Consider the following 23216-nt stretch of genomic DNA (forward strand, 5'->3'; position numbering starts at 1 on the left):
CATTTAATTCTATTTTCTTTACAATAAAATACTATAATTTGACAGGTGTTAAAAACCAAAATTATCCAGTAAAATGATGTTTGTAAGCGCTTAACAAAAAATGAATACTAAGGAGGAAAATCATTGATTAAGTCTAAGTGGTTCAAAACAGTCGGCTCATTGGCATTGGTAGGGATTCTCGCTGCTTCTGTTGCGGTTGGCAGTGTGAGTGCTGGTTTGGCGAAAGGTAGCAAATTTCTGGGCAATATTATTGCCAACCAGGTTCCTTCGAATTTTAACCCATATTGGAATCAGGTAACTCCGGAGAACTCTACCAAGTGGGATGCTATTGAAGGCACACGCAACGTAATGAATTGGGGCCAGGCGGACATGGCCTACAACTATGCTAACAATAACGGATTTCCGTTCAAATTCCATACGCTCGTATGGGGAAATCAACAGCCAAATTGGATTAACAGTCTCTCAGCCGCAGATCAGAAGGCTGAAGTGACACAATGGATTAAAGCCGCAGGACAGCGGTATTCGAAGTCTGCCTTCGTTGATGTGGTGAATGAACCTCTGCATGCGAAACCATCCTATCGCAATGCCATTGGTGGAGATGGGGCAACGGGTTGGGACTGGGTTATCTGGTCATTTCAACAGGCGAGACAAGCCTTCCCTAACTCCAAATTGTTAATTAATGAGTATGGTATTATCGGTGATCCCGCTAAAGCGGACCAATATATCCAGATTATCAACCTTTTGAAAAACAGAGGTCTAGTTGATGGTATTGGAATCCAGGCGCATTACTTCAATATGGACAACGTTTCTGTGAGCACGATGAACACGGTATTGAACAAGCTCGCAGCGACAGGGTTGCCAATCTATGTATCCGAGCTGGATATGACAGGTGACGACAATACACAATTGCAACGTTATCAGCAGAAATTCCCTGTGCTGTGGAAACACTCTGCTGTTAAAGGTGTGACGCTGTGGGGTTACAACCAGAATCAAACCTGGCAGGCTGGCTCTCACTTGGTCAATAGCAACGGTACAGAACGTCCGGCTATGCAATGGCTGAGAAATTACCTGGCGAATAATCCTTAAGCTTGCGTTTTGACGAGTCTGATCTTCTATGTAGATTGGTTGATTATATAACACCATATAGCGCCTGTTCCACATGTTAAGCATGGGAACATGGCGCTATTTGTGTTAATGCTTTGTCTCAACAGTGTTCGGCAATTCATGGTGCAGGGAAACATTTGATTTTAATCCAAACCAATACAAAAGCGATCAGTGCAAAGATCATTCCGCTCCAGATCAGTTGATGTATTCCTAGGTTCGCGATGAACCAGCCGCCGATAGCAGTACCCAGGGTAATACCTAGGTTGGAAAAGGATACATACAAGCTGTTGCCGAATTCAGGCGCGTCCTGCGCTTCAGCGGTTAACCAGGTTTGGCTTACAATTAATCCTCCTGAATGCACGGATGCCCAGAGGATGACTACAATAACCATCCACATGAAGTGAGGACCGGCCCAATAGACGAGTGCGTAAGCTGCTACATACAGCAGGGGGAAGATGAGGACAGTTCGGACCACACTCTTACGCAGAAACTGTCCAAACCCCAAATTTCCGATAATCATGACGACACCAAAGACGGTCAGCATGACGCTGATCCATGATCCGCTCATGTGGGTGACCTGTCCAAGATACTCGGCGAAATAACTGTACACGGAGAACATGGCGGCGAATATAAAAATGACTGCGGCAACATTCAGCCATAATCCAGGTTTGCGCAGAATACCGAGCTGCTTGCCATAGGACATCTTTTCCTTCACGGGCATCGAGGGTAACCAGATCCATATGCCGATCAAAGCGACCACACTGACCATCGCTCCAAACAGGAAGGCGATTTCGAGGGATAGGCGTTCAGCAAGATACGATGTGAGTGGCACGCCAAAGGCAAAGCCCGCTGTAACTCCAGTGAATACTTTGGCGACGGCCTGACTGCTTTTCTCTGCTGTTACGAGTTGGGCACTGGTGACCAGGGCTACGGAAAAAAAGACGGGATGGAATAACGCGGGAATGATACGGAAGATAAGCATGGTATCAAAGGTTGTGGCGTAGGCATATACGACGTTTGAAATGGCAAACATCAGCACAGCGGTTAAAAGGATGATTTTGCGATTAATTCCGGACGCCAGCAAGGTGAGAAAAGGGCCCGCAATGGCTACGACTAGCGCAAATATACTGACCAGCCAACCTGCCTGTGCAGCCGAGATGCCGAATTTATGCGCAACCTGAGGAAGTACCCCCACGATTCCCATTTCTGTTGTAATAATTCCGAATACCCCGAGTGCCAGCATCAAGATAAGGAGTGGATTGACCTGTTGTGATTTCATGCAAAGCGTACCTCCAATAAATTTAAATATACAGAAAAGTAGATATATCATGTCGTAATGAGCCTGCCTTGCCTCCTATAATATGATGGACATGAGAGTAAGTTCTCTGGATTACATTATATCTAGATTTATAGATTTGTAAATATAAAAGGTGAAACGTCATATCTTTAAGTCGTCTTCGGCTTGTGTTCTACAGGAGTAATCATGGTGACAATAAGCATGGTCTGGTCCATGAAAAATAGCGCCGGCTCAAGGAATTCCTGAGCTCAACGCTATTGATGTCCGCGTTTTTAACGATGTGTTGGATTAGTTATTTCGGATGAATAACCATGCTGTTGAATGAATCGGCTTCCAGCTCCATGTGTAGGGTCTGTCCTTCCTCGATGGTCAGATACAGATTTCGACGGTCTTGGAATGGATTATTAATGACAATGATGAGACTGTTATCCGGGTTGCGGAAAGCAACGGATTTACCGCTCCAGGCGCCAGACAAGCCGACTCTTCGAGCACCAGGAACAATATGATGAGCGAAGTGTTTCATCACATAATACTCAGGGTTCCGAGTAACCTCCTTATTGTCGGGATCTATCGTAATCATGGAGTTCTGCTCCCAGCCCCATGTGCTGCGGCCTTTGGGTTCCAGAACCATGTTCCAGTAGATGTACGCGTTCACTCCATTGCTGAAGTAGTGCTGGTAGAGGTTATATACATATTTGGCATAGTTCCATGAGTTGTTGCCATCACCGCATTCGTTCTCGGTCTGCATATAACGCAGCTCCGGATAACTGGCCGAGGTACGTTGAATGGCATTTTTGCCTGCCCATTGATACCCAACACCTTTGATATAGGAATAGGCCTTTGGATCACTCAGGACAAGCCCGGCATACTCATCGAAGTCGTTTGTTTTTTTCTTGATCAATTCTTCCCATGGATCAGGGGCATTGATCGTTCCGAGCCAGATTTCCGTATCCAGACCGTGTTGGTCAAAAGCCGGGCCCAGATAATCGGCGATAAACTCACGAAGCTGCTCGCCTGTCCACATGCAAGAAGGGAATTTCTGATCTGCAATCACTTCGTTCTGCACATGCACCTGATGGATCGTAATGCCTGCTTCACGGTAGGCCTGTACAAATTTTACAAAATACAGAGCGTAGGCCTCCAGAATATCTTTCTCCCAGCGCAGTGTCCCATAGTTATAGGCTTTCGGCGACTTCATCCACGTTGGCGGACTCCATGGCGAAGCGAAGAATTGCAGGTTCGGGTTATAAGTCAGAGCTTCCTTGATGTAAGGAATCAGATATTTGAAATCACGATTGATCGAAAAATGTTCCATGGCCACGTCGCCGTCCACCTCATTGTGGCTGTACCACTGTTCTGCATAATCACTTGCGCCGATGGGCAGGCGACAGATGTTAAACTTGTGCTCACCCTCCGGATGGAAGAGAGAGTGAAATACCTCATGGCGCTGCTCCTCATTTAAGTGGGACAGAGCCATATAACCAAGCTCGTTGAAACATCCGCCAAACCCTTCCACAAGTTGGTGCTGTTCACCCGTCAGTTTTAAGTTAGCGCTTTCATTAGTCGGCACAAAAGATAGCTCTCTCCACGGGCTGTCTTGGGTTGTGGAATAACCAGTGAGCGTGAATGTCATGTGAATTTCCTCCTCGCTTGAACCTCAGTTGTCATATATATTACGTTCAGTATAACAACTCCCACGGCAAAAGAAGATATGCTAAACCGTGTGAAATTTACCCTAATCCAAGATGAAGCATCATGAGTTCGTATCCGCACAGACAGATGGTATAGTGTGTTTGCTTGTGATCGGCGATGTCCATATACCATTATCCAATGTCATAACACAACACAGCGAAAATCCCCACTGATTGTTCAGACGGGGACTTGCGCTATGTTTCTCAAATTCTCTTAAGGCTGTACACTTTCACCAAGCTGTTTATTTTCAAAAATCAGAATCGTTTTGCTGCTTCCGATGTAACCAACAGAGGTATTGAATTGCTCTGAAATGAAGCGTACAGGTACAAAAGCTTTACCATTTTTCATCAGAAGAGGAGCATCATTGATCGCAAGCGTATCATTCACGGCAACTTGTTTGTTACCCACGCTCCAGCGGATGGTCTTATCATGCTGTGTGATCACGGCTTCGCGCGTACCGTTGTTCCAGTTCACACGGGCGTTTAACTGCTCCGAGACAAAACGCAGAGGCACATAGGTGCGCCCTTCATCGATAAAAGGTGCAGCATCCAGTGCATAAGCACGATCCCCGACATAGGCAGTGGTGGACCCTTCAATCAGACGTTGGAAGCTGCCCTGCGGCGTTCGTTTCTGCTCCCGCACATTCATCTGGTTCAGAAGCTGCATCGTATGACTACCACTCACAACATCCAGATAATTATTCTGCACTGTGAGTCCGGCAGGCACAACCTCTGAGACAGACGTTTGAATACCCGAGGATAACGAGGTAGACGCCGAGATATCCTGTATAACATTTGTCGCTGACTGATCACGGGTAAACGTAAAACCTGCAATCGGTGTGAGATCCCACACCCGGTTGTTGGATAATTTTAATACGTCCAGGCTGGAAAGCTGCCGTAAAGGTTCCAGATCATAAATCTGATTGGATTCTGCATTCAACTCCGTCAGCCCAGTCAGTCCCTCAAGCCCTTTGAGGTGCTGTACTTGGTTACCAGAGATATCAAGTGTCCGAAGGCGTGTCATGTGCGCCAGTGGTGTCAGATCCGTGATTTGGTTGCCTGCCACATTCAGATTCCGCAGTGTATTTGGCAATTCAGCCAGTACGTCCAGCGTCTGAACCTGGTTGTTAGCTATGTTGAGTTGTTGGAGCCGGGTTTTACCCATGAGCGGTGTCAGATCGCTAATGGTATTGTTCGAAATCTCAAGCCACTTCAGTGCATCCGCATCCGAGAGGGCCGCAAGACTGGCAATCTGGTTACCGCTGGCGTGGAACGTATGTAATCGGTTGAACCCACGTACAACCTCTATAGAAGAAATGGAATTATTGCTGATATACAGCCGTCCCAAGTCTTTCAATTCAGTAAGTGCGTCTATGGATGTAATGTAATTATTGCGAACATCGATCTCGCGAAGCTGGGTTAGGTGCTCCAGCGGTGTGAGATCCTCAATCTCATTCCCATATAATCGGAGGTGTGTCAGGTTGGTTGCATATTCGAGACCGGACAGGCTGTGAATACCTGCATTGCTCAGATCCACCACTTCAAGCTGCTCCAGATCCGTTGAAGTTAAGGGCACATCCAGAGGTTTGTTCAGGATTAGTTTCAGTCCGTCCTCCAAAGCAGGATCTTCAATGATTCCCTCGCCCAAGTTCGTGGTTGTGTAAGCCATGGCTTGCCCCGATGCCCCGAGACTCAGGATGAATACTAGAAGTAATAGCGTCATTCTTCTCATTGCATGCATTCCCTCCGATTTTTAGAATTATAAAATAATCCGAACAGATTGAGTTAATTAAGTATAGTATTTACACGATAACAGCAACCGGAAGGTTGTTCTGCCCACGGGAGTGCTCAGTGTGAATTGAATAGTTTAACATATGCAGGTTCGGCTCAAAGCACATCTATAGTTATTAACCCGTCAACAGGGAAAAGGAACAAGAAATTTCGTAATGGGTATTTCTCTACTTCTATTCTATATGAAACAAACCCTGCTCTGCACTCTTCAGAGACATGTTTATCAAAAAAAATAGAACATCTCCCACAGACCCTATTCAACCCACCCTTGAAACGGGTAATGATGAAGTAAAGATGCCATTTTGGAGGGGAAGATGTGAGTATGCGCCAAGCCATGATCATTAGTAATCCATCGTCTGGTAAGGAAGAGGCCGAGCAGTATGTGTCCCAAGTCAGAGAAATTCTGGAGTCACAGCAGTATGAGGTGGTTGTTAATGAGACGGCCGGGGAAGGTGATGCCACCAACTACTGTCTGAGCGCCTGCAAAGATGGCTGTGATCTGGTCATCTCGATTGGAGGCGACGGTACACTGCATGAGACGATTAACGGCATGATGGATCAGGATCATCGTCCCCGATTAGGCGTTATACCGCTAGGTACGGTGAATGATTTTGCGCGTGCGCTGAATATCTCGCTTGACCCGGGAGAAGCCATTAGGCAGTTACGTTCGAATCAGACCCATATCGTGGATCTGGGGAAAATCAATGATCGCCTGTTTGCCAACGTTGTGGCTGCGGGTTCTTTGGCAGAAGCTTTGTTCTCCGTATCTTCAGAAGAGAAGTCGAAGTTGGGATCATTCGCATATCTCAAAGAAGGCTTGAAAGACCTGGTGAATACACCAGCCAATCATCTAACCATCGAATATGACGGACAGATCTGGGAGGGGGAATCGCCACTTTTCCTGGCGGCGCTGACCAACTCGGTTGGAGGATTCGAGAAGTTGTCTCCGGATGCAGAGGTGGACGATGGTTTGATACATTGTTTTGTTGTTCGTAATATCAGTGTGTTCAACAGTCTGACCCTTGGCACTTCCCTTTTATTTGGCAGTCTGAAAGACCATAAGGACGTGGACTATTTTACAGCCAAAGAAGTTCATGTTCGCTCAGACGAAGCCATTCGCACCAATGTAGATGGGGAAGAAGGTCCTGCCCTGCCGATTCATATCCGTGTCCTGCCAAGGCATATTGAGGTTATCATACCGGAAGAAGTATAACTTATTCTTTTGGAACTATAGGCTGGAATGAAGAACCTATCATTTCTCCATATGAAAGTAGGATAAATCTATTGAAACCGATTGCAGATATATGTCACAATCAAAAGTAAGATACACGATAATATTCGAATATGGAGGGAAAACATCTTGAGAACGATTAAATTGGGCAGCAGTGCACTAGAAGTACCTGTAGTCGCGGTGGGCTGCATGCGGATTAATTCACTAGACGGTAAGGAAGCCGAACATTTTGTTCGTTCTGCAATGGAGGTTGGTGCGAATTTCTTTGACCATGCCGACATTTATGGCACAGGAACATGTGAGGAGATCTTCGCCGAAGCGGTACAGATGAATCCCCAAGTTCGTGAAAATATGATTCTTCAATCCAAATGTGGTATCCGCAAAGGCATGTTTGATTTCTCCAAAGAGCACATCCTGAATTCAGTCGATGGCATCCTGCAACGTCTGAAAACGGAATATCTTGACGTTCTGCTGCTGCACCGTCCAGATGCATTGGTTGAGCCAGAGGAAGTGGCTGAAGCCTTTGATCAACTGGAGCGCGAAGGTAAAGTGCGTCACTTCGGGGTATCCAACCAGAATCCGAACCAGATCGAATTGTTGAAAAAATACGTGAAACAGCCACTGGTAGCCAATCAGTTGCAGATGAGTATTACCAATACGACGATGATTGACAGTGGCATCAATGTGAACATGGAGAACGACGCTGCGGTTAACCGTGACGGCAGTATCTTGGATTATTGTCGTCTGCATGATATCACCATTCAACCTTGGTCTCCGTTCCAGTACGGATTCTTCGAAGGTGTTTTCCTGGGTAGCGACAAGTTCCCGGAATTGAATGCAAAGATCGACGAGATTGCTGCGAAGTATGATGTGAGCAATACAACGATTGCAATCGCATGGTTGCTTCGTCACCCTGCGCAGATGCAACCTGTGACAGGCACGATGAATATTGAACGTCTGCAAGACTGTGTAAAAGCAGGAGATGTTCATCTTACTCGTCCAGAGTGGTATGAAATTTACCGTGCGGCAGGTAATATACTGCCTTAAATTCAAGTTATAGTGAGTATGCTGACTGCTGAGTCAGTTGAGAACACGAGCCCGTGGCTGGCTCGTGTTTTTTGCCTATTTTCAGGTTTGATGCCAGGTGCCTTTCCGATATAAAATAAGGATAGGATTGTCCCTTTTAAAAAAAGGATTAAAATGGTTTTAATACAAATTAGTTGAAATTATTATATTGACCGATACTTTCTAATTACATATAATTACTTTTGCATACCGATAATCCCGTTTATGTTTTTTATTTTGGAGGGTGGTGTTCGTTTGGAGTCGACAACCACGATACGCGATCACTTGGAAAGTTATCTGAAGCGTGAACAGATGTCCATTAGTCATTTTTCGGAAACGTCAGGGATTAATTCGGGTACGCTCAGCAATATTTTGAATAAAAATCGGCCTATTGCGATGCAGCAGCTGGATCGCATTACTTCCGCCATGAGACTGGAAGAAGGTTACTTCTATGAGTTATACATAGATGAGTGTTTTGTACACGCGACCCCAGACTGGCGAAGACTGGGACCCTTCCTTCATCGCTGTGCCGAGTTGGACAAGTTGGACTGTATTGAAGAGGTTATTCGTCTGATGATGGATAATCTATCTTATATTCCTTTGTTATTTGATGTGGCTGAAGAATTCTACCAAGCGGGTAAATTCAAACCGGCCATTCTTCTATATGAGAACATTGCTGAAAGCGAGAAAATGCAACATTCCGAGCGGCTTGCGCTCTGTCAGTATCGACTGTTCCGGTTGGGACTGACCAATGATCAGCACCGGAATCTGATTATCGCATCTCGGTTCGAATATTATGTGGATCGGCTGGATGAACGCTACCAGTTGGATGCGCTTAACGAACTGATTAATGCTTTTGGAGCATTGCATAGATGGGACAAGGTTCAGGAGTTATCTGAAAAATTGAAAATAAAAGCGTCCATCCATTATGAGATGAATGGCCGAAGGAAACAAGAAGAGACAAAAAGACCAATTGTTTTCTATATTCTATACTCCGATCTAGCTGCAGGAAGTGCCTGTTATCATTTGAAGGACTACACTGGGGCACTTAAATATGTTTCTTTATATTCGGATAATCGCTGGGTGAGGAACCCGGATAAAGATGAAATCATCGTTATGAATCAATTTCAAGAATGGGCTGAAGCTAATCGATATATATATCATTTAATGGGTGGACAGTTTGAGGTATTACCAGATTACCTGGCGTATATCTCGACGAAGGAAAATGAGATATTCCCAGCGCTTTGTGATATTGTAACGGCGGCTAATCGCTATGATAAGGATATTGATCATGTACTCAAACAGTATGAATCCTACTTCACTTATCAGGAACAGAGTAACCGAATTGGTAAAGTAAGCAGACAAGTTACGGATGATCGATATTTACGACTTTTAGCAGACTTGGGCGCATATTATCTTAAGAAAGACGAGTATCATTTAGGTATAGAATTTGTGCTGGATAGTTTAAAATTTTCTATTGAAATTAGTAGTGGACGAGGTATGCTTAGAGGTGTCGGACTGTTTGAGCAATACCGGGAATTTGCATCTGAGACGGCGAAACAGCAATACAAAATGATAATTAGTGAGGTGCAGAAACTCAATGAAGAGAAAGTTGGCTTTGCTGATAGCTACCTGTAGTATCGTTGTATTCATCGTAGCCCCTGCTACGGAACCTGTCCCAGGCAAGGAAATCCCGAACCCCGAAATTATGAGACCCGCTGATCATGGATTTGGAACTTAATAAAGTGAAGAACGCTTCTGATTTATTCAGAAGCGTTCTTTTTTTGTGTGTCAAAGTGGAAGAATAAGTATGTCGTATCTCACATGCGCTTTTGATTGGCATAATACACTAAAATATGACAAAAAGGAGGGATACTATGGATCGCCTGGATTTGATATCACGGATCGAAGATGCCAGACAGTTGTTATATCGCATGCATATGGAATACGGCAGTTTGCTTCATCCGGAAGTGATCCAGCAATCCGTAGTCCTGGACGGGCTTATTAATCAATACAACAGAGCTAAGGTAGGAAAAGCGATGAATTAAGTTCGCCTATTTACATTTACGTCTTTGTATACTATAGTTAGTTACATGAGTAACTAACCGACTAACTGACTAATGAATACGTATGAAAGTTGGAAGCACATGAAATCGACTTTGGATGAATCTCAGCCTATTTTTCATCAGATTGCCACGATGATTATGGACGATATTGTGGAAGGCAGATTGAAGGTGGAAGAACAGGTTCCCTCAACCAATGAACTGTCACGCTTCTACAATATCAATCCGGCTACAGCCCGCAAAGGACTGCAGGAACTCGTGGACAAGGGGATTATATACAAACAGCGAGGTGTTGGAATGTTTGTTGCAAAGGGAGCAAGAGAAGCATTGCTCGTTGAACGGAAGCAAGATTTTTATGAAGAATACATCAAGCCTTTACTTGAAGAAGCCAGACGGATTCACATGAATGAAGACATGATCATTGATCTGATTCGCGGCAAGAAGGATAAGGAGAGTGAGTTATGATTCATATGGAGCAGGTCAACTACAGCTACCAGAAGACGCCCGTTCTGAATCAGGTTACGCTACATGAGAGTGAGCCAATCATTAGTGCGATCTGGGGAAGAAATGGAGCGGGGAAAACAACACTGATGAGTTTACTTGCAGGGCATAACCGCCCGGACAGTGGAACCGTTCAGATCATGGGTCAAGACCCCTATAATAATCTGGCCGCCCAAGAGCATCTGTGCTACATCCAGGAGAATCATCCCCTGGGGAAAAACTGGACAGTTAGTGATATGGTTCAAATGGGACAATTTTTTCATCCGCAGTGGAATCAGGAGTTGGCGGAACGTTTAATCGATGTGTTCGAACTACCGGCGAAGAAAAAGATCATTAAATTTTCGAAAGGCATGAAGACTGCTGCCCAGATTATATTGGGTCTTGCCAGTAATGCAAAGATAACCATTCTGGATGAACCTACCAATGGACTCGATGCTGAGAAGCGTAAATTCTTCTACAATGCGCTACTGGAAAGTTATGAAGATAACCCGCGTCTGATTCTCATATCCAGCCATCATATTGAGGAGATTCAGCCTTTATGTGAGTCCCTTATCGTTTTGCAAGCCGGAGAGGTGTTGTTAAATCAATCGATGGAAGAGATGCGCGAAAAAGGAGTTCTTCTAACAGGGGGAATTGATGATATTAACCGAGTTACAACAGGTGTTAAAGTTATAGAGTCTTCCCAGATGGGATCGACTGTGAAAGTGATGATTGATGAGCCCTACTCGAAAATGTGGAAGGATATCGCTCATTCACAGGGGCTTTCCATTGAGAAAGCGACATTACAAGATTATTTGGTTAACAGAACCCGTAATCAAGAGGGGGTTAAACCATGAACGCAGTAAAAGGTACAAACCGACTGATTCGCGATGATATGCGTTTGTATCTGGGCATATTTTCATCCATCGCTCTAATGCTCGCCGTTGTATATCTGGCCATTGGCTTCATATTTGATGTCTCGTATACTACGCAACTGTTTGGTCCCATGTACGGAGGGATATGTACGTTTGCAATCGGGGGAATTATAACACTGTTTCCGGTTGCGATTGGTATGGGCAGTACACGAATTCAATTCATGAAATCCTTCTATATGAACTCGGTATGGATGGTTGCAGGCACCATGATCATTCTGCATGTGGCGTATTTCCTCATACACCTGCTTCAGGGAAAAGGAATTGTTGACGTAACCCTTTATCAACCAGGCATGTTGTATTCAAACGAGTATCATTTCTTATCCTACCTGTGGATCGATCTGATGTGCGGCTTTCTCGTACTGGGAATCTCTGTTTTCCCAACGGTTTGTTGGATGCGCTTAGGGATGCGTAACTTCTTCATTATGTTCTTTGGGGTAGGCTTGGTCATTACGCTGATAATTACATTGGGCGATCTTGGTGAGTTTATGTTGTGGATTGCTGGGATCAATCGCATGACATTGTTCACCGTTCTGGGATTCATTGGTGGTGCACTACTACTCTCTACGTACCCGATGATGAAGAATGCGCCGCTTATCATGAAATCCAAAAAAGACTGACAGGAAACAGTTATAAAGGAACTGGGCAAGGAATCTAAGCGAAACTTCCTGTAAATATGAAAAACACGAGTGCGAACACGCCTCGTGTTTTTTTGTATCATATTAAATCACTGAATATACCTATTCAACAATCTTTGTGCGGAATTCCAAACTGAAATGTGTATGAGTTAAGCCTGAGCCTGCGGTTTGAATCCTTCGTCTTTGAGGTACTCGCCGGCTTCGCTACGCGTTTCAAAAGCCATATCCAGGTTATCACCGGAATATACATACCACATGTCATCTTCGTATTTTAAAGTCAGCGTATGTCCATCTTCATCGATCCACGTTCCGCCACCCGTAGAGGTTGTAGACAATGCAGGAGCAGCAGCTTTTACTTGTTCTGGCTCTTGGAATTCAGCTGCGTTGGGATTGTGAGACATCGCTTGGATCGTTTGATCTAACAATGTGCGCAGATCTGTTTCGGAGTAATCACGAATATTGACGAATCCTTTAGCATCGGTCTCATAGTTAGGCAGTAGTCCTGCATAGATATAACCGTTTCCGTTAGGGTGAATATGGAGAGCAACAATTTTTTTATCATACGCACTATCCTCGTAGTGGAAATTAACTCGACCGAGAGAAACATCTTTGCGTTGCAGTTGGGGATACGATTGTAACACTTCAAGCTTTTGTTCCACGTTAAGCATAATTGCCTCCTGTAAATGTTCAATAGAGGTGATTATAACATGCCCTCCTGTTAATTTCCCGATAAAATGTTTCTCGCCAGTTCTTTCAGGTGTTCCATAACTTGCAGATAGGGATAAGGCCCATAGCTTACACGTGCTACACCCAGTGTGGCAAGCTGTTTTGGTGAAGGCTCAGGAGACGTAACCATGACGTTAATTGGCAGCGGTGAACGCTCACACAATTCCTGAATCAGTTGGTGATCCTGCAAACCGGGTACAAACAGACCACTGGCTCCTGCATCTGCATAATGGCTCGAACGTATAAGTGCTTCCTCCAGGAGAGAGTGGTTATGGTGTTCAGGTTCATGTTGCAGAAAAATATCTGTGCGAGCGTTAATGAACAACGGTATGCCTGCCTGCTCCGCAGCTTCCCGGGCGGCGGACAATCTCGGGCATTGCTCCTCCACGGTGTACAATCCCAAGCCAGCGGGAAGTTGATCTTCCATGTTGATTCCTACAGCACCATGATCGATGACTTGCAGGATATTTCGCTTCACTTCTGACACAAACCTCCCATACCCTCCCTCTATATCGATCGTTACAGGCAGATCCACGCTTGCTGTAATCCGTGCGAGATTGGCAAGCACCAGATGGAATGGCATGGCTTCACCATCGCGTTCACCATGGGCCGCAGCAACGGACCAGCTTCCGGTTGCAATGGCCGTTGCTCCAGCGGATTGAATGGCTTGTGCACTTCCGGCATCCCACACATTGACCAGAACAAGTGGTTTTCCTTTCACATGGTATTGTTGGAACAACGCTGCTTTTTCTTCTAAGGTACTCATATTATGTTGACTCTCCTTTGTTATATCATGCATTTCTTTGGACATTTGATGCGTACTTCATTAATTCATTACTTCATTCTGTTTTTCAGCTACCCTGTTTTTGTTTCTCGTGAGTCAAAAGCCAGTTTTTGCGAGTTAATCCCCCGCCGTATCCGCCCAGCTCACCACTGGCATTGATTACACGGTGGCATGGAATCACAATCGCAAGCTGATTGGCTCCATTCGCCTGTGCCACAGCTCGGCAAGCAGTCGGTTTCCCCAGTGCATTTGCAATCTCCTGATAAGACCTCGTTTCACCAGCCGGAATGGCCAGCAACTCGTCCCACACACGCTTTTGGAATGGTGTTCCTAAACAGAACAACGGTGTGTCGAATGCTGTCCGAATACCTTGAAAGTACTCGTTTAGTTCACGCTCAATGGACTGGATGGGAGGTGTAGAGCCGGGTACAATCGCTGATTTGGTTCGTTTGCGCAGACGCTCAACTTCGCGTTCCAGACCTCTGCGGTCCACAAATTCCAGTAAATATAGCGACTCCTCATCAGCAATAGCCATCATCGGGCCGAGGCGGGTGTCAATCCAGGACGCTTTTAGGATATGTCCTTCATCGACTTGTGTAGGGGCAGCACCCATGATCCGTGAAAAGGCATCGCGGAAGCCGCTGCTTGATTCATATCCGGTAGATAATTGGCTATCAATCACGGTGCGTCCGGAGCGAATATTTTTCAGGGCAAGTCCCATGCGGCGAGCGCGAGCATATTCTACAAAGGTCATGCCGAACCGCTTCTTGAATTGTCGGCGAGCAGTGGATTCGTCGATGGAGAGGGCCTTGAAATCCTGTTCTTTCCAGCGTTTCTCCGGATTTTTCTCCACAGCTTCCACTAATATGCGAACGACATCGGATACTTGGTTAGGGTGAGAGAGCGGACGACAGCGCTGGCAAGGGCGATAAGAGGCCAGAAGTGCCTGCTGAGCCGTCTCATAGAATTCGCAGTTTTCGAATTTTGGCTTTCGCGCCGGGCATGTGGGACGACAGAACACACCCGTGGTTCGGACCCCAACATAGAATAAACCCTCGTATTCCGAATCCTTGGCCACAAGCGCCTCGTAATATTGTTCCTTTAGATCAGCAGAAATCATGGGGCACGTCCTTACTCATTAGAATCTTTATCTATAACCTATTATAGAAAAACGTTACAGCAAGCATCGCCGAAAATCAGGCATGAATATTGGATAGATTAAATCGGATATAACATTGAATTTCGGTTGTTCAGAATTTGTTTAGAGTGAACTGGTAGTATAGACCTATCAGGGTAGGGATACTTAGGCAAAGATACCTATACAGTGAAAAAGTGAATTATTGATCATTCATTGTTATAGGAAAAATACATAGGTAAACATGAATTAAAGATTAGCGGAATGAAAGTCTGGAGGTCGACTAGAATGAGATATTCTACGTACAAAAGTATTTATGAGTCCGTTTATACCAAAACGTCCGAGTCTCGCACCGTGTATGTTAAAGATCAATTCATGCAGCGTGTGAAGGCGCCATCTTGGCTAATGAAGATCGTCACTATAACTCTAATTATAATCATAGGGTGTAGTGCTGTATTCACTGCATTTGCCGGGGATGAGCAATTATTATCGGGTGACCAGATCATTGTATCTCAGGGAGATACACTGTGGGGCATTTCATTGGCATATAAACCTCAGCAGATGGACACTCGTGTGTATGTAGAAGCAATCAAGAAAGTGAACAAAATCGAGCATAATGCCATCCAGATTGGACAAGTGTTGGTCTTGCCTGGGTTTGATCGATAAATTAAACAGTGCATGACGTCATGAACAGAGTTCTTTTTTTACTCATCGAGGTGCAGTTACATACTGAATTTATTAATCATTTACATATAATGGAGCTTCATGTGGGACGATATGGTGTAGTGATTAGTAAGTAGTATGTTGGATATACGTGCTGTAGATAGATGAAGGGAGAATTAGATGATGAAAATAAATATAAAGAAATCTGCACTTTGCATGTCTGTGCTATGTATTTCGTTATTAGTCACTGCCTGTGGCACTAGTGGAGAATCGGTTCAGGAGCACGCCTATCCGCAATCGAAGCAACCCGTAGAGGAAGCTGGGGAAAACTCTGTTCCGAATGCGGATGCGAAGAATAACAATGATCAAGGTAGTGCCAGTGGTGATGAGGGCAAGCCTACGGCTCAATCGGAATCCACTGAACCGTCTGAGCAGATTGATATCGTCATTGACCAGTCGGAGAAACCGAGTGAGGGTAACAGCTTTGATTTTGGATTCAAGCAGGTTCCGAAAGGGTATACACTAACGGAGATGCGATGGACGTCTAACACGGTGACGATTGTGAATTCACTACAGGAAGCCATTGAACATGGTGGAAATGGTGAAGAGGGGTTCTACTTTAGCGGCAATGGACAATTCTCCGGCTTTATCTATTCGGATGAGATGAAGGGTGAGCGGGGCAAAGCCACATTTGTCTTCACAAATGATGAGGGGAACGAAATCATGTCCGAAAAAGAAATTACGTTGAAGTAGCAGGCACATCATGAAGGCTCCGACTGGAGCCTGTTGAACAGGAAAAGCAGCCACTTGGGCTGCTTTTTTTGACATACATAATTACAAGCTCGCCGATCTATCCGTTCTGTTGCTACATAAAGTCAAAGAAATAACGGACCACGTGGAACATAACCGGCGAGGTATAGGTCAGGCTGTCGACCCGGCTCAGGTAGCTTTTTTTGAGTGAATCGAACTTATTGTCATCTCCGATTAACAGATCGCGCTTCAGTACAGACACCGTCAGACTGCCGAAGAATCCGGCCAGACTGATCAAGACCCCGATGAATAGCGAGAATTTCCAATCAAATGGCGTCAGGTAGGGATGGATAAAATAAGACGTTGCTGTCGTTACAATAAACGCACACGCGAACCCTTCCCAGGTGACAAAAGGATTGGCGGTAGGCACCACTTTTCGTTTGCCCAGATAGAGAGAAACCAGATAGTGCACCACATCATTAAGCTGTGTTAACACGACCAGGAACAATACCAGCTTGGACCCGTACTCCGGTGTGGCAAAAGGAAAATAGGCCAGGTGGCTCAGTCCAAACACCATCAGCATCAGTCCCCATTGTGTGGAGCTGACACTGCGCAGGAACCCGACCGTACCTTTGTTAATCAAACGTGGCAGGGGCAGCACTAGGAACACATATAGGGGAATAAACACGATAAACATGCCATACCATCCAATGTAGATCCAGTAGAACTGAACCGGAATCGCCAGATACGCCCATAGGAACAGCCTGCGGTCGGCTTTGCGTGTGCTGCGAATCATGGAGAAGTATTCTTTGAGTGAGAAGAATGCAAGCACCATGAGGGAGATGAGGGACACGATGGGGTTGAAAAGGGTGGCGAGGCAGAAGATCACAAACATACCCCACCAAGTTTTGATTTTTTGGCCGATGCCTGAATAGTCTTTGCTTGGCTGGAGCTTTGCAATAATTTTGTACACGATATGTATCACAAGTAAAGCTGTGAAGATTAACGTTAGTGTAAAGAGTGAACTGCTCACGTACTGATCACCTGCTTATTCAAAGTAAGATTCCATTATAGGGTACCTATGTTATTATGAAGGAATAGTACCGACTTGATAAGGGGAAATTTTGCTATGACAGATGAACGCTCCATCTATATCTTGCTTACGAATACAGGAACGCTGTTTACCAAGGTTATTCAGAGTTATACCCGAGCGCCATATAATCACGCATCGATCTCGTTTGACCGGGAGTTAACCGAGCTGTACAGCTTCGGACGCAAACATCCGAGCAATCCGCTAAATGGCGGGTTTGTGAAGGAAGATATTCAGACAGGTACATACAGCAAATATCCCAATACCACATGTGTCATATACAAGCTTCAGGTGACGGATCGTGAAGTGGAAAAGATGAAACGTGTGCTGCACATCTTCATCCGCAGCCGCCAGAAATATATGTACAATCTGCTCGGCGTGATTGGCATTACACTCAAGGAACCGGTGGAGTTCAGCAACTCCTACTTCTGCTCCCAATTTGTAGCTGAGATTCTACAGCGTTCGGGAATCAAATTGTGGAATAAGCTGCCTGCGCTGGTGACACCGGATGATTTTCGCCAGAGTGAACGATTGCAATTGGTCTATGAAGGAAAGTTAAGCGAGTATACGCTGGGGAATGCAGAGCAAGAGTAGGTGCGTGTGCTGATGCTTGCCAAGGAAGTCCAATCATGAAATAGCCTGCTGCCACGGATGACTAGGCAACAGGCTGTTTGTGTACTTCATATGGATAATGGTGAGGATGAGGATCGGTCGAAATCAACCTCTTCCAGGAATTCGATCACTTCACCATTGGGGCTGTGGACAAGCGCATTTCTAACCCGAAGTGCAGGTTCGCCAAGCGATATCCAATCGAGTTCAACATAGGCCTTGGCTCCATGGGCGAGCGCTCGCTGATAGATATCTTCTACATCATGCACGTAAAAGGCAAAATGTAACAGTGCGCCGTGCCGGACCGCTTCAGGAGAGGTGGCAGGTTCACCCTCCGCTGGAATGACAGCTTTTGGGTCAAATACCTCAATACAGGTGCGCTAATCCGGAGAGATCAGCATACATGCGCGATAGTCTGATAGTAGGTCATAGATAACATGTTTAACAAAAAAAATGTTGAATTATGACGAAAAAAATGAAATAAACCCCCATATTTCATATATATTATGGAAATGACCCCTTTTTTTTGCTCCAATGTTCAGAATCCGTTCAGAGTTGTGTACTACAATAGGCCTATCTTTTGAAAGCGAGATTAGGGGGATAAGAAATATGCAGTACAGAAAAATAGTGAACATATTGCTCATTTTGCTATTGGCAGCACCATGGTTGGCACCAGTAGGAAAGGTTAGCGCAGAAGTATCGTATCCGGTACCGGGGAAAAATGGTCTAATTACAGTAAAGAACATTGGTGATGACTCGGTTGAACTAAGTTGGGAGTATGCCGAGTCAGTTACAACGTCTTCACCTGATCTGAATTATCAAGTATTCGTCTCCCAGGCACCTAATATCAAAGATATGGAGGAAATCAGCGGATTTCCACAATACGCCTATGGTAATTGGGTTGGTGGTAGCGATTCCGAAACAGGTATATTCACCAAAGTGATTACGGATTTAGTCGAAGGGGAAACGTATTATTTTAATGTAATCGTTCAGGATAGAAATAATATGGAAATTGCATACCAGATGCAATCCATAACATTTACATCGAATACCTTGCTAAGCGAATTCAACAATGTTATTGGGGCAAATTTTGATGCCTCAAGAATAAGAGAGCTACTTCAAAATACGAGCTTCATCACCATGGTTCCAGCATTTGAATCACTTCCTCCTGATGAACAGAATGCAATCATATCGTTAGTGGGACATTCCCATCTACCAGATGGTAAATATCTGAACACGGATCAAATTCAATTTACGGTTGATCTGGCATTCCAAGGTCTATTAGTTATGCGTGAACATCAATTGCCTGTTATGCAAGCTAAGCTAACCTCTTATTTTGAGAAACTAGCTAGTGCGAACAATGTATTCAGCCCAGCGTATTTAAGTGCGATTCAGCCACAACTGTATCAGTATCTATTGGGGGCCGATCTAGATAAAAACATATTATCATATTCAGTTAATCTAGATAGAATTGGAAATGATCTATCACTAGAACAGTCTGTGATGAATCTCAATATGATGCTTAGTCAAAGTTTCTATTTCACCAAAGCATCAACGACTAACGAAATGAATGAAGCTTTAACAGGGCTATATAAAATTCAACAAAAAGCGGAGCAATATAAGGGAACTCCTAAGGAGAGCTTCATAGGGATATTCCCGCTTGATTTCCATAAAATGCAGACTATTTCTTCTAATGTTGCGGAAATGGAACGGTTGTCAAAGTGGATGTTGGATAGAAAGCCAAATGGGGGTTACACCAATTACAGTGAGATACAAATAGCTTTCAATAACTTCTTCTTCCCAATGATTCCACCACTACCGACATTCCCACCATTCCCACCAATTCAGCCAATACCGGTAGCACCAGCAGTAAGCGTAGATGACAATGTAAATGTCATTGTTGATGCCGATGAGACTATGGAATACACTCAGAACAATGGCGAAAATTGGTTTGTTTACAGCTCCACGAACCCACCCCAATTTGAAGGGAATACAACGGTATGGGTTCGTGTTAAGGCAAACGGAAGTAATACTGCAAGCCTCTATAAGATCTTGGTTTTTACTCAGAATATAGAAACAGACTCACTTGAGTTATTGAATCTAGCTAAGAGTAATGAAGATGTAAAAGGTGTGCTTGCCGCAATCCAAGGTTCCACGTTGGGACTCGAACTGCCTGTAGATTTCAGTGATTGGAGCAACGATGAGAAAGAATCTGTAGCTGTATTTGTCACTTTAATGAATGGGGCAAAGGAATATGTGAGTAAAGAACAAGTACAATATGTACTTGATATGGCTGTAGAACCACGAAACCTCTTTAATAAACCTGCACTGACTGATGTTGAGGAGAATATCAATGCTTATTTTTCCAAATTATTAAATTTACCTGAAGTTTTTAGCATAAACCTCGACCCAAGTATTCAATCACTATATAAAGTAGGGAAAATGTATGAAAATTTGTCTGTTGTAGATAAACAAATTTTTGCATACCGCATGAAATTTTACTCAATGCGTGATGAGATTCCTTCATATCAGAACAGAGATCAACTTTCTACGTCGTTATCTACTTATAATGCAATCAATGATGTAACTACTCAAACCAAGATGTATAATGCTTTGGTACGTCTTCGTTTGGTACAGAAGGAATCAACACAGTATAACAATCTCCCTAGTACTATCAAATATATGGTAGAGTTTCCGCTTAACATGGACAAAGTGGATAGCATAGATTATGCGACATATAGAAAACTTGCCCAGTGGATGATTGATAAGCGTCCAGTTGGTGGTTATGAAAACTATAAAAACATCCAAAAAACTTTTGATCAGTTCTTTAATCCAGCAGATCCTTTGAAGGTAATCAACGAAGCGAGAGCTACGAAGAATACTGATGCTATCCTGGGAGTAATTACTCAACCGGAATGGTTGGATCTTCCGGCTGGCTTTGACACTCTCCAACCTGAGGAGAAGAAAGCCATAGCTAATGTGGTAATGACCTTTTTACCGAGTGACTATGCCTATAATCTTAAGAAACAAGTAGAATATGCTGTGAAAATTGGATATAAAGGCATCCAAACGATCAAACAAACAGACAGGATCCTTTTCCAACAGCATTTGAATGAGTTCTATTCCCTTTTTGTTGAGTCAACAGAGTACTTTGAATATCCAGGGATGGAAATGTTTAAAGAGTTAGGTCAAAAATATTTAAATGCATCCAATGTGGATAAAGAGTTGCTTGCTTATACCGCAAAACGTCTGTTTCAGGGTTCGGATCTTTCAATTGAACAGGTTTACGGTGCTTCTTTAATGTTAGTCATGAATTATTCCTACATTAATGATGCTAGAGGCGTTAGCGAGATGCAGAATGCCATGCTGATGCTATACAGCTTCCAACAATCGACTGAGGCGATGGAACCTTACGAACCATTCCTACTTAAGTTGAACGCTATGAAGGATCTAGTAGAAGATGAGAATCGAATGGGGAAACTCGCCCAATGGATGCTGGACCGCAAGCCTGCTAACGGATACAGCAGTATTAGCGAAGTGCAGACAGCATTTGATCGTTTCTTCGATCAGGTCATAATTATTAATCCAACACCAACACCAACACCAACACCAACACCATCAACTGGCGGTGGAAGTGGAGGAGGATCTTCACCTGTAACCCCTACACCTGCACCAACAACGAAACAAGAACAGATCGTGGTTGACGTTAATGGAACAAACGGCACCAACCTGACCAAAACACCAATCACACGTACAACGGAAATCAACGGCACGATCAAAGATCTGGTGAAGATGACCGAAGCGATTGCCAAGGAATCCGTTGAAAAAGCGAAACAATTGAACATGAACACCGCACGCATTGTTATTCCAGACACCAAAGATTCCGTGTCCGAGACACGGATTGAACTGCCCAAGGCAGCGGTGAAAGAATTGAATGATGGCTCGCTCAAGTTGGAGATTTCCACTGAAAATGTAGTAATTTCCGTTCCAACGAATTCCATTGCTGGATTCGATCAAGACTTATACTTCCGCGTTGTACCTTTGAAAAAGGAATCGGAGCGCAAAGAAGTTGAAGAGCGTGCGAAGAAAGAGCAATTGATTCAACAGGTTGCTCCAAATACGAATGTTCGTGTATTGGCTCGTCCGGTAGAGATCGACACGAATATGCAGAGCCGCGAAGTGACACTCACGTTGCCACTGCGTGACAGTCTGCCAACCGATCCGGCTGCTCGTCAGCAAGCATTGGACAACCTGGCGGTCTATATCGAACACAGTGACGGCACAAAAGAATTGATTCAAGGCAAATTGGTGAAACTCGCGGATAACAGTGAAGGCATCGAATTTACCGTAACAAAATTCAGTACGTTCACCCTCGTTGTTGTGGATGGACTGAAAGCTTCACAAGGTACACACCAACCGTACATCCAAGGATTTGGTACAGATTTCCGCCCAGATGCATTCGTAACGCGTGCACAGATGGCAGCCATGCTGGCTCGCAATCTTTCAACTGAAGCGGCAGTAGGTTCCACCAATAGCATGAGTTACAAGGATGTATCTGCGACACACTGGGCAACAAGTGAGATTCAAAAAGCACAATCCGCAGGTATCATGAACGGCATGAGCAACACCCAATTTGCACCGGAAGGTTTGATCACCCGTGTACAGATGGCTACCATTGCGTATCGCTGGATGCAGCAACAAGCGAGTAATACAACAGTGAATGGTACAGCAGTTTCCTTCACAGATGTATCCGTAGACCTGTGGGCAGCAGATGCGATTGCATACGTGCAATCTGCTGGCCTGATGGTCGGATATAATGATGGTACATTCAAACCGGACAGTAAGCTGACCCGTGCTGAAGCGGTGAAAGTGCTGAATGTATTATTCAACCGCACACCTCTAACTGGCGCAGTTACGCAAACGTTCAGTGATGTGCCAGCAACACATTGGGCATATGCAGATATCGAAGCTGCAGCGCAGAAATAAAATAGCATATTATAACTTAAAAAGGGGTGTCCCAAACCATGTAATCATGGCGGGACACCCCTTTCACTCGTCTATAACCAGAACAAGTCTTGTGGATACATCATTGCTCACTGAGCTGCTTTTTTTTAGTTTGCGTACGGAGCTTAACGGACTTTCGAGTGGAGAAGATGTGAATCGGGAC

19 protein-coding genes are annotated in these 23216 nt (G+C 44.5%); 12 read left to right on the forward strand and 7 right to left on the reverse strand.

The window, feature by feature from the left end; all coding sequences use genetic code 11:
• The first annotated feature begins 123 nt into the window (after nt 1–123).
• Nucleotides 124–1086: an endo-1,4-beta-xylanase gene (locus tag ACE04G_RS03980; RefSeq protein WP_221820079.1), complete on the forward strand. Its 963-nt coding sequence runs from the start codon at nt 124–126 to the stop codon at nt 1084–1086.
• A gap of 136 nt (nt 1087–1222) precedes the next feature.
• Here ACE04G_RS03980 and ACE04G_RS03985 read toward each other — a convergent pair whose 3' ends face one another.
• The 3 genes from ACE04G_RS03985 to ACE04G_RS03995 form a co-directional block, all read right to left on the reverse strand.
• A complete protein-coding gene (locus ACE04G_RS03985) occupies nt 1223–2383 on the reverse strand; it encodes an MFS transporter (protein WP_221820078.1) in 1161 nt (386 codons plus the stop codon).
• 310 nt (nt 2384–2693) lie between these two features.
• Nucleotides 2694–4034, reverse strand: coding sequence for a glycoside hydrolase family 30 protein (locus ACE04G_RS03990; protein WP_221820077.1), 1341 nt, complete (start codon nt 4032–4034; stop codon nt 2694–2696).
• A gap of 272 nt (nt 4035–4306) precedes the next feature.
• Nucleotides 4307–5824, reverse strand: a complete 1518-nt coding sequence (locus ACE04G_RS03995; protein ID WP_449003634.1) for a leucine-rich repeat domain-containing protein — start codon at nt 5822–5824, stop codon at nt 4307–4309.
• Nucleotides 5825–6205: 381 nt separating this feature from the next.
• On the opposite strand from ACE04G_RS03995, the gene ACE04G_RS04000 reads away from it, so the two are divergent.
• The 7 genes from ACE04G_RS04000 to ACE04G_RS04030 all read left to right on the forward strand — a co-directional run bounded on the left by ACE04G_RS04000 (nt 6206) and on the right by ACE04G_RS04030 (nt 12274).
• A complete protein-coding gene (locus ACE04G_RS04000; RefSeq protein WP_449003709.1) occupies nt 6206–7096 on the forward strand; it encodes a diacylglycerol/lipid kinase family protein in 891 nt (296 codons plus the stop codon).
• Between the two features lie 147 nt (nt 7097–7243).
• On the forward strand, nt 7244–8161 hold the full coding sequence (locus tag ACE04G_RS04005) for an aldo/keto reductase (protein WP_076213731.1): 918 nt from the start codon (nt 7244–7246) through the stop codon (nt 8159–8161).
• A 273-nt stretch (nt 8162–8434) separates the two neighbouring features.
• A complete protein-coding gene (locus ACE04G_RS04010) occupies nt 8435–9817 on the forward strand; it encodes a transcriptional regulator (protein WP_237178008.1) in 1383 nt (460 codons plus the stop codon).
• Nucleotides 9818–10056: 239 nt separating this feature from the next.
• Complete coding sequence (locus tag ACE04G_RS04015; protein WP_017691550.1) at nt 10057–10227, forward strand: aspartyl-phosphate phosphatase Spo0E family protein; 171 nt, start codon at nt 10057–10059, stop codon at nt 10225–10227.
• Between the two features lie 99 nt (nt 10228–10326).
• A complete protein-coding gene (locus tag ACE04G_RS04020; RefSeq protein ID WP_036611682.1) occupies nt 10327–10707 on the forward strand; it encodes a GntR family transcriptional regulator in 381 nt (126 codons plus the stop codon).
• Entirely contained in the window at nt 10704–11579 is an 876-nt protein-coding gene (locus ACE04G_RS04025; RefSeq protein ID WP_449003635.1) for an ATP-binding cassette domain-containing protein, read from the forward strand. The genes ACE04G_RS04020 and ACE04G_RS04025 overlap by 4 nt, the downstream gene beginning before the upstream one ends.
• Entirely contained in the window at nt 11576–12274 is a 699-nt protein-coding gene (locus ACE04G_RS04030; protein WP_449003636.1) for a hypothetical protein, read from the forward strand. The genes ACE04G_RS04025 and ACE04G_RS04030 overlap by 4 nt, the downstream gene beginning before the upstream one ends.
• Before the next feature lie 167 nt (nt 12275–12441).
• Here ACE04G_RS04030 and ACE04G_RS04035 read toward each other — a convergent pair whose 3' ends face one another.
• The 3 genes from ACE04G_RS04035 to ACE04G_RS04045 all read right to left on the reverse strand — a co-directional run bounded on the left by ACE04G_RS04035 (nt 12442) and on the right by ACE04G_RS04045 (nt 14922).
• Nucleotides 12442–12960 (reverse strand): hypothetical protein, encoded by a 519-nt coding sequence (locus tag ACE04G_RS04035; protein WP_237178005.1) that lies wholly within the window; start codon nt 12958–12960, stop codon nt 12442–12444.
• A gap of 50 nt (nt 12961–13010) precedes the next feature.
• Nucleotides 13011–13784, reverse strand: coding sequence for an isocitrate lyase/PEP mutase family protein (locus ACE04G_RS04040; protein ID WP_449003637.1), 774 nt, complete (start codon nt 13782–13784; stop codon nt 13011–13013).
• Between the two features lie 85 nt (nt 13785–13869).
• A complete protein-coding gene (locus ACE04G_RS04045) occupies nt 13870–14922 on the reverse strand; it encodes a bifunctional transcriptional activator/DNA repair enzyme AdaA (RefSeq protein ID WP_339180647.1) in 1053 nt (350 codons plus the stop codon).
• Between the two features lie 303 nt (nt 14923–15225).
• Here ACE04G_RS04045 and ACE04G_RS04050 point away from each other — a divergent pair, with 303 nt between their 5' ends.
• Nucleotides 15226–15603, forward strand: a complete 378-nt coding sequence (locus tag ACE04G_RS04050) for a LysM peptidoglycan-binding domain-containing protein (protein WP_449003638.1) — start codon at nt 15226–15228, stop codon at nt 15601–15603.
• A gap of 177 nt (nt 15604–15780) precedes the next feature.
• Nucleotides 15781–16353, forward strand: a complete 573-nt coding sequence (locus ACE04G_RS04055) for a hypothetical protein (protein WP_339306229.1) — start codon at nt 15781–15783, stop codon at nt 16351–16353.
• A 112-nt stretch (nt 16354–16465) separates the two neighbouring features.
• On the opposite strand, the gene ACE04G_RS04060 is transcribed toward ACE04G_RS04055, so the two are convergent.
• Nucleotides 16466–17383: a phosphatidate cytidylyltransferase gene (locus tag ACE04G_RS04060; protein WP_076213755.1), complete on the reverse strand. Its 918-nt coding sequence runs from the start codon at nt 17381–17383 to the stop codon at nt 16466–16468.
• A gap of 96 nt (nt 17384–17479) precedes the next feature.
• On the opposite strand from ACE04G_RS04060, the gene ACE04G_RS04065 reads away from it, so the two are divergent.
• Together ACE04G_RS04065 and ACE04G_RS04070 are read left to right on the forward strand one after the other, a co-directional pair.
• On the forward strand, nt 17480–18034 hold the full coding sequence (locus ACE04G_RS04065) for a hypothetical protein (protein WP_169482236.1): 555 nt from the start codon (nt 17480–17482) through the stop codon (nt 18032–18034).
• 624 nt (nt 18035–18658) lie between these two features.
• Entirely contained in the window at nt 18659–23035 is a 4377-nt protein-coding gene (locus ACE04G_RS04070) for a DUF4073 domain-containing protein (RefSeq protein WP_449003640.1), read from the forward strand.
• Nucleotides 23036–23216 lie beyond the last annotated feature (181 nt).

It is taken from the genome of Paenibacillus sp. AGC31, from assembly GCF_057334655.1.